Raw genomic sequence first — 8,872 nt, forward strand, 5'->3', positions numbered from 1 at the left:
AAAAATACAAAACTGGCCCAAGCGCTGAAAATCCAACAATTAATTAGCATAATAAAAAGGTTCTTTTACAAGAGCCTTTTTTAATTTATTTTCTTTTAAGCATTAAATCTAATTCATCAAGTTGGTTAGTTGTTACATCACTAGGAGCATCCATAAGCATGTCTTGGTTTTTAGCATTTTTAGGAAAAGGAATAACATCTCTAATTGATTTTTGATTAGTAAGGATCATAATTAATCTATCCAAGCCAAACGCCATACCACAATGTGGTGGAACACCAAAATCAAATGCTTTTAAAAATCAGCCAAATTTTGATTCTTGTTCTTCCTTTGTTAAGCCAATAAAATTGAACATTTTTTCTTGCATTTGCTTATCAAATATTCTAGCACTGCCCCCAGCAATTTCATAACCATTAAGCACTAAATCATAAGCAACAGCTTTAATTTTTTCAATAGGTAAATTGTCTAATTCTTCTGTTTTATGGGCAAATCGAGTAAATGGGTGATGGGCAGCATCCCATTTATTTTCTTGATCATTATATTCAAACATTGGCCAATTTACTATTCAAGCAAAGTGGTATTTTTCGCTTTCATAATGATATCTATTATTTAATTCAACCCTAATAGCCCCAAGAGCTTGTGAAGCATTTTCATAACTATTAGCAACAATAAAGTATGTTCCGTTTTTGTTTTGATTACTTTTAACTAATTGTAAACACTCTTCTGGTATTTTTTTAGAAAAGTTAGAAGCAATAAATTCACCGTTTTCATATACAAAATAAAACAAAATATTAGCTTTATTTTTTAGTGCGATCTCTTCAAGATCTTTAAAATCTTGCTTTGTAATTAATGTATCAACAAAAAGCATTCTTTTGTTTGAAGCATTTTTGATAATATCAAAATTTGTATTAGCACAAAAATCATTTATATCACTTAATTTATAGCCATATCTTAAATCTGGCTTATCGCTACCATAGTCTCTAATAGCATCATCATAATCTATTCTTTCAAAAGGCGTTTTTATATTTACATTGACCAATTTCATAATTTTTTTAACTAATTTTTCAATTAACTTATGAAAGTCTTTAACAGTAAGAAAAGATGCTTCGATGTCTAATTGAGCAAATTCAGGCTGGCGGTCTTTCCGGCTGTCTTCATCTCTAAAACATCTAGCAATTTGATAATATCTTTCAAAACCTGAAATCATTAATAATTGTTTAAATAGTTGAGGACTTTGTGGAAGAGCTCAAAATTGACCCCTGTTTCTTGTTGCTACTAAAAAATCTCTAGCTCCTTCTGGTGTGCTTTTAGCTAATAAAGGTGTTTCAATATCTATAAAATTATTTTCAAACATAAAATTTCTAATTTCATGCATAATCTTACTTTTAAACTCGATATTTTTTTGCATAATAGGGCGACGTAAATCAAGATAGCGATATTTTAATTTTGTTTCCTCTTTAACATCAATATCGTCTCTAATTGCAAACGGTAATTCCTTATTAACTTCTGATAAAACATTAAAATTAGAAACTTTAATCTCAATTTGACCAGTTTGTAAGTCTTTATTCGGATTAAGCCTTTTAACAACAGTACCAGTAACTTCTAAAACACTTTCTTTGCCAATATGGATGTCTTTATCAAAAACACATTGAACTATTCCATATCTATCGCGCAAATCAATAAAAGTTAAAGGCCCAAACCTTCTTTTGTTAGCTACTCAACCATAAAGAGTAACTTTTTGATTCACATTTTTTATATTTAACTCACTATTTTTTATATATTTACTTTTCATAACAATTTACTCACACTTTTTGTTTTTTAAAAATCTTCTTCCTCATCAGTTTCATCAGTGTCATCATATTCTAATAAATAAGAATTTATAAACTCTAAAACAGTTTCAAATCCAGTATATGTTTTTTCATTAAAATGAATTTTTTCATTTGTTTCAAGATTTTTAATAACTGCTAAATTATTAGGTTCTTTTTCATCATCAGTTATTAAAAATCTACATTTAAATTTTTTTGCTTTATCAAAAATTTTCTTTTGTTTTACTGCTTCAAATAAAAATTCGACCGAAAGATTTTTATCTCTTAACTGAGAAACTAAATTAAAAAAGTCGTTTCTTCTATTTGAATTAGAAGTTGCTACAAGAATATCAATTGATTGACTCAATGGCAAATCATCGTCTTCGCCATCAGCATAATCATCTAAATCAGAAAAATATATATCAATGATTCTGTCTAAGCCCATACCTCAACCTGATGAATATAAATCTGGACCATCTAATTCTTTAACCAACGTTGAATATCTTCCACCGCCGATTATGGTTGCTTGACTGCCTGCTGATTCATCATCAGAAACAAATTCATAAACCACCTCATCATAATAATCTAAACCACGAACAAGTGAATCATCAATCTTGTATTCAATACCGTTATCATCAAGTATTTTAAGAAGTTTTGCAAAATAATTTTTGCTATTATCTGTTAAATAGTCTTTAATTTTGGGTGCCTTTTTTACAAAGCTTTTTTGTGAATCTTCTTTATCATCTAAAATACGTAAAACATTGTTTTGTAGGCGTTCTTGATTAATTTCACTTAATTGGTCTTTATATTTTTCAAAATATTTTTTAAGAACTATTTGATATCTTTCTCTGGATTCTTTGTCACCAATAGAATTAATTTTAAGCTGATAATCAATATCTAAATTGCTTAAAATTGAATTAGCAAGAATAATCAATTCAGCATCTTGAAACTCATTTGGTAAATCAGTTTTTGGGCATATACTTTCAACACCAGCTTGATAAAATTGTCTCAATCTGCCTTTTTGAGGTTGTTCATATCTAAACATTGGTCCATAATAAGCATATTTAGTAACCTTAGCATAGTCGCTATCACTCGGAGCATATCACTTATTTTCAATCATTGCCCTGACAAAACCAGCCGTGCCTTCTGGTCTAAGTGCTATATCACGTCCACCTTTATCTTTAAATTCATACATTTCTTTATGAACAATATCACTACCACCAACGCTTCTTCTAAAAAGAGAAGCATTTTCAAATATTGGTGTTTCAATTAAATTAAAACCATACAAATCACAAGATTGTAAAAACTCGTTAATAATATCTTGTCTATATTGCAACTCACGCGAAGAATAATCTCTTGTTCCTTTAATTCTATTAATCATATTGACCACCTTTTAAGCTATTAATTAATAGTATATTTTAATATAATTTTGAAAGATGCAACTTAGTAAAAATTAATAAATGATTATTTTGTAATTTTAAAAAATTGTTTAATATAGTGAATATTTTAATAAGCTAATTTATATATGTTTCTTTAATTTATCACAAAATAAATATTATTAAAACAAAAAGGAAAAAACATTCCAATATTTTTGCTTTTTTTTCATAAAAAAAATATTTTGGCACCCAAATTTTATAATTAAATCGACACATATCATTGTGTCAATTAATTTATTAAGATTAAGGAGAAATTTAAATTTACAATGAGTAAAAGCAAAATTAATGTTTATAGTGAATATGGAAATCTTAAAGAAGTTCTAGTTCACACACCTGGAGACGAAATTAGGCGCATCACACCTTCTCGTCTTGATGAATTATTGTTTTCAGCGATTTTGGAACCAAAATCTGCTATTGCAGAGCACAAAAGCTTTTGCCAAATATTAAAAGACAACAAAGTTAAAGCTATTCAATTAGATGAACTTGTTGCAGCTACATACAAAGGCGTAAGCGAAAGTGTACAAAATTCATTCGTTGAAAGATGATTAGATGAATGTGAGCCTAAATTAGAAAATAATGTTAGGCCTATCGTTAAAGAATATCTTTTAAAAGCAGCAGAACAGTCTGTCAAAAAGATGATTCGTATAATGATGGCTGGTATTGATAAAAGAGAAATTGGTGTTGAAAGCGAAGTCGACTTTATTGTTGATCCAATGCCTAATCTATACTTTACAAGAGACCCATTTGCTTCTGTTGGTAATGGTATAACTTTACACCATATGAAGTATGTTGTAAGACAAAGAGAAACTCTTTTTTCAGAATTTATTTTCGATAACCACCCTGATTATAAATTTGTACCTAGATACTTTGATCGTGATGATGAAGGTAAGATAGAAGGTGGTGATGTATTTATTTATAATTCAAAAACATTAGTTGTTGGTATCAGTGAAAGAACAAATAAGGATGCTATTAGAATTGTTGCTAAAAAAATTCAAGCTAATGCAGATGCTAAATTTGAAAAAATCTTTGCTATTAATGTACCACCAATGCCTAACTTAATGCACTTAGATACTTGATTGACAATGCTTGATAGTAATAAATTCTTGTACTCACCAAACATGTTATCGGTTCTTAAAGTGTGAGAAATTAATCTTGATGATCCTGCTCTTGAATGAAAAGAAATTTCAGGTTCATTAGAAGAAATATTAACCTATATCATAGGCAAAAAACCTATTTTGATTCCTATTGCTGGAAAAGGTGCTAGTCAATTTGAAATTGACATCGAAACTCACTTTGATGGTACTAACTATCTAGCAATTGCGCCTAGTGTTGTTATTGGCTATTCTAGAAATGAATTAACTGAAAAAGCTCTTAAAAAAGCTGGCGTAAAAGTTCTTTCATTAGATGGTAATCAATTATCACTTGGTATGGGTTCAGCTAGATGTATGTCTATGCCTCTAATTAGAGAAGATGTTAAATAGCTAATATCTATATTTTCGTATTTTAATTTTCAAAATTAAAATAAAAATTTTATTCAATCAATTTATTAATATAAAGGAGATAATATGCCCGTAAATTTAAAAGGAAGAAGTTTAGATTCAGCTCTTAACTTCACCACAGATCAAATCAATTATTTAATTGATTTAGCACTTGATTTAAAAGCTTCAAAAAGACAAGGATTGCACGTTAATAGTCGCCCACTTGTTGGTAAAAACATTGCAATTATGTTTCAAAAAGACTCAACAAGAACACGTTGTGCTTTTGAAGTGGCTGCTGCTGATTTAGGTGCATCATGTACTTACATAGGACCAGCAGGTTCAAACTTTGGTAAAAAAGAATCTATTGAAGATACAGCTATGGTTCTTGGAAGATTTTATGATGGTATTGAGTTTAGAGGATTCAAACAAAGTGATGTTGATGCATTAGTTAAATACTCAGGTGTGCCTATTTGAAATGGTTTAACTGATGACGAACATCCAACACAAATGTTAGCTGACTATATGACAATTAAAGAATTTAAGGGTGACCTTAAAGGTAAAAAAATTGTTTTTGCAGGTGACATTAAAAATAATGTTGCTCGTTCAATTATGATTGGTGCAGCATTTATGGGAATGCACTGTGTAATGTGCGGACCAAAAGAACAAGCAGAAATGATTAAAAAAGCACCAGGTTATAAAGAAATTTATGACAAGTGCCAAGAATTATTCAAACTTAATGGTGGTTCAGTTTCATTTACAGATGACAAAATCAAAGCTGCAAAAGATGCTGATGCTATTTATACAGATGTTTGAGTATCACTTGGTGAAGACTTTTCATTATTTGAATCACGTATCAAGGAATTAGGTAAATTCCAAGTTGATATGGATATGATTAAAGCAGCAAAAGATGATGTTATTTTCTTACATTGCCTTCCAGCATTTCATGATGACCATACTCAATTTTCAGCTGAAATTAAAGAAAAATTTGGCAAAAAATACCCTGTTGTTGCAACAGGTGCTATGGAAGTTACTGATGAAGTCTTTCAATCTAAATACAATAGATCAATTGATCAAGCTGAAAACCGTTTGCACTCAATTAAAGCTGTTGTTCTAGCAACAATTGGATATTAAATAGACTATTTAAAAGGAAAATAAATAAAAATATGTCTAAAATTGTTATTGCTCTCGGCGGGAATGCGCTTGGTAATAATCCTAGCGAACAAAAAGAATTAGTAAAACTTCCTGCTAATAAGATTGCATCACTTATAGCTGAAGGTCATAAAGTTCTTGTCGGTCATGGAAATGGGCCACAAGTTGGAATGATTTTTAACGCGTTTGCTGATGCTAAAAAAGTAAATGAAAAGACGCCATTAGTTCCTTTCGCAGAAGCTGGTGGAATGTCGCAAGGATATATTGGTTATCATATGCTAACAGCCATAACCAATGAATTAAGAAAAAAACAAATTAATAAAGATGTTTTATATTTCTTAACTCAAACTATTGTTGATAAAAATGACTCTGCTTTTGCTAACCCTACTAAACCAGTTGGACCTTTCTATACTTCAAAATTAGATGCTGAAAAAGCTAATCCTAATTCAACTATCGTTGAAGATGCTGGTCGTGGTTTTAGAAAAGTTGTTCCTTCTCCATTGCCTATTGATTTTATAGGTATTAATGCTATTAAAAAGTCATTTGATGATGGCAATGTTATCATCGTTGGCGGTGGTGGAGGTATCCCAACAATTGATGAAAACGGTTCATATAAAGGTGTTGATGGTGTAATTGATAAAGACTTTGCTTTAAGCAAATTAGCCACAAAAGTTAATGCTAACATATTCATCATTTTAACAGCGGTTGATTATGTATCAATTAACTATAATAAGCCTAACCAAGAATCATTGAAAAAAGTTACGGTCGCTCAACTTGAAGAATACATTAAACAAAATCAATTTGCTCCTGGAAGTATGCTTCCAAAAGTTAAAGCAGCTATTGCTTTTGTTAGTGAAAATCCTAAAAACGTAGCGATTATTGCTAGCCTTGATAAAGTGTCTGAGGCACTTGAAGGCAAAAGTGGTACCAAAATTGTTCAAAAATAATTTTGACAAAACAATCTGTTTTACAGATAAAAAATTATCTTGAAAGGAGTTTTAAAATGGATGAAAATATCCAAACAACTCAAAAACCTGAAAAGAAAATTTCATTCATCTCTGCCATGCTTATTGTTATTGGTGGATCAATCGGTGCTGGTATTTTCTTTAAATCAGGAAGTGTTTTAAATAATGCACATAGTAGTTTAGTTATAGCAATCTTTTGTTGATTAATTGCTTCATGTGCAGTTATTTGTATGGCGCTTGCGCTAATTGAAATTTCATCAGTTAAAAATGACAATTTATCACTGATGAGTTGAAATAAAGTTTTTAATAGCAGAAGAATTTATAATGCTTCAAAAGACTTTATGACATATGTATATTTACCTCTTACATACTTATTTATGCCTCTATATGTAATTATGTCACTGCAAGATGGTATCGGTGCTATTGCTGGTAAAAATGGTTTTGGCACCAATGTAGATTGATTAATTTGAACTGTTATTTCACTTGCTATGTCAATTTACTTTTTAACTGTTCCAGCTTTATGATCTAAAGTTGGAGACATCCAAAATATTGTGGTTTTGGCTGTTAAATTTATACCATTAGTATTTGTTACTATTATTGGTTTTGTTCTTGTGTTTACTGGTAATGGCGGTATTGATAAAGTTCATGCCTGAACACAAGATGGTAAAAATATTGCTGATGCCGTTAAAAAAGGCGAAGGAATAGCTTCATTCCAATATATTGGTGCTGGTTTAGGTGTGTTCTTATCAATTGCAGCTATCTTCTTTGCTTATGATGGATTCTATGTTGCTGCTGGAATTCAATCAGAAATGAAAGAACCTAAAAAAACTCCGTTAGCATTATTCTTAGGTCTTGCCGTTACAACATTAATTTATGTTATTCTTGCTGTTTCAATGTCAATTAATGGTGGTTCATTCCTTGCTATGAATGATTATATGAAAAAACTTATGGGAGAAAAAGCTGCTAATATAGTGTTTGGAATTGTAAACATTTGTATTGCTATTGGTGTACTTGGAATTATTAATGGCTTTTCGATGTGAGCTCCTCGTTATGTTGAAGATTTACTTGCACAAGGTGATTTACCATTTTGAGAAAAAGCAATCGGCAAATTAAATCCTAATAAACCTAAATTTGGAATCATTTACTCAATTGTTCTAACTGTTCCTATTGTTCTTATTTTCACTGTTATTGGTGCCTTAGGTTACTTGGATACTTCTGACTATGGTTTAGGTTATGACCCAACAGGTGCTATGGCTAAACTTTATTCATTTGCTGATTTGATGGCTAATTGAACTGCTTTATTTACCTTCGGTTTTATAGCTGCTGCTATTTATGGTGGCATAAAAAATAGAAAAACAAATAAAATTGAAATTGCTAATAAGAAAAAATACTTTATTCCTACTGCATGAGTTTCAGTTATCATTGTTGGTGCTTCATTAGCTATTACTGTCCTAGTTCCATTTGTTGATTTATTCCTTATTGCTGGATATGCTGGTGATAAAGCATCATATGATTTTAAATTAATTGTTGTAAGTAGAATAATGCTTATAGTTGTGTTATTCTTAGTAGCTGGTTTAACATTCTTACCACTTATAATTGCTGACCAAATCCATATTAAAAAATATGGTTCAATTAAAAAGTATGAAGAATATGTTGCTTCAAAACTTGCTACTGTAAATGCTAATTAATATTTATAATCATAAACAAGCGTAAAAATCACGCTTGTTTTTTAATTGCATCATTTGCTAATTTAACTGTTTTATAGCCTTATGTTACTGATGTAATTCATATACACATATCTTAATAAAGTGTGCATATCTATGATTGGCAATTAGTATCACTTTCGTAAAATGACAAATTGAATTATTCCCTAAAATTAGTATAATTTTAAGAAATTTAAAATATGAAGGGAATTTAATAAATGAAATCAAAGAAAATTTTACTAACTTCAGCTTTTTTAACCACATTATTACCACCAGTTTTATTATCAAGTAAATGTGGTTCAAAAAACAATAGCGAATCTGAAATAATTGATGTATCAA

The 8,872-nt window shown here is 29.9% G+C and carries 6 protein-coding genes; 4 read left to right on the plus strand and 2 right to left on the minus strand.

Translation table 4 applies throughout. The annotated features are described in order from the left end of the window. Window positions 1–85: 85 nt before the first annotated feature. Both aspS and hisS read right to left on the minus strand, forming a co-directional pair. Window positions 86–1,789, minus strand: coding sequence for an aspartate--tRNA ligase (gene aspS / locus T386_RS0103510; protein WP_029513756.1), 1,704 nt, complete (start codon window positions 1,787–1,789; stop codon window positions 86–88). Window positions 1,790–1,815: 26 nt separating this feature from the next. Further along, window positions 1,816–3,183, minus strand: coding sequence for a histidine--tRNA ligase (gene hisS, locus T386_RS0103515; protein WP_029513757.1), 1,368 nt, complete (start codon window positions 3,181–3,183; stop codon window positions 1,816–1,818). Window positions 3,184–3,504: 321 nt separating this feature from the next. Between hisS and T386_RS0103520 the strand changes: the two genes are divergently transcribed. The 4 genes from T386_RS0103520 to T386_RS0103535 all read left to right on the plus strand — a co-directional run bounded on the left by T386_RS0103520 (window position 3,505) and on the right by T386_RS0103535 (window position 8,518). Continuing rightward, a complete protein-coding gene (locus tag T386_RS0103520; RefSeq protein ID WP_029513758.1) occupies window positions 3,505–4,719 on the plus strand; it encodes an arginine deiminase family protein in 1,215 nt (404 codons plus the stop codon). Between the two features lie 84 nt (window positions 4,720–4,803). Beyond that, window positions 4,804–5,847: an ornithine carbamoyltransferase gene (gene argF, locus T386_RS0103525; RefSeq protein ID WP_029513759.1), complete on the plus strand. Its 1,044-nt coding sequence runs from the start codon at window positions 4,804–4,806 to the stop codon at window positions 5,845–5,847. Between the two features lie 32 nt (window positions 5,848–5,879). Next, a complete protein-coding gene (gene arcC / locus T386_RS0103530; protein WP_029513760.1) occupies window positions 5,880–6,812 on the plus strand; it encodes a carbamate kinase in 933 nt (310 codons plus the stop codon). A 56-nt stretch (window positions 6,813–6,868) separates the two neighbouring features. Next, entirely contained in the window at window positions 6,869–8,518 is a 1,650-nt protein-coding gene (locus tag T386_RS0103535; protein ID WP_029513761.1) for an APC family permease, read from the plus strand. The last annotated feature ends 354 nt before the right edge of the window (window positions 8,519–8,872 follow it).

It is taken from the genome of Mycoplasmopsis primatum ATCC 25948 (assembly GCF_000702785.1).
Taxonomy (GTDB): domain Bacteria; phylum Bacillota_I; class Bacilli_A; order Mycoplasmatales; family Metamycoplasmataceae; genus Mycoplasmopsis; species Mycoplasmopsis primatum.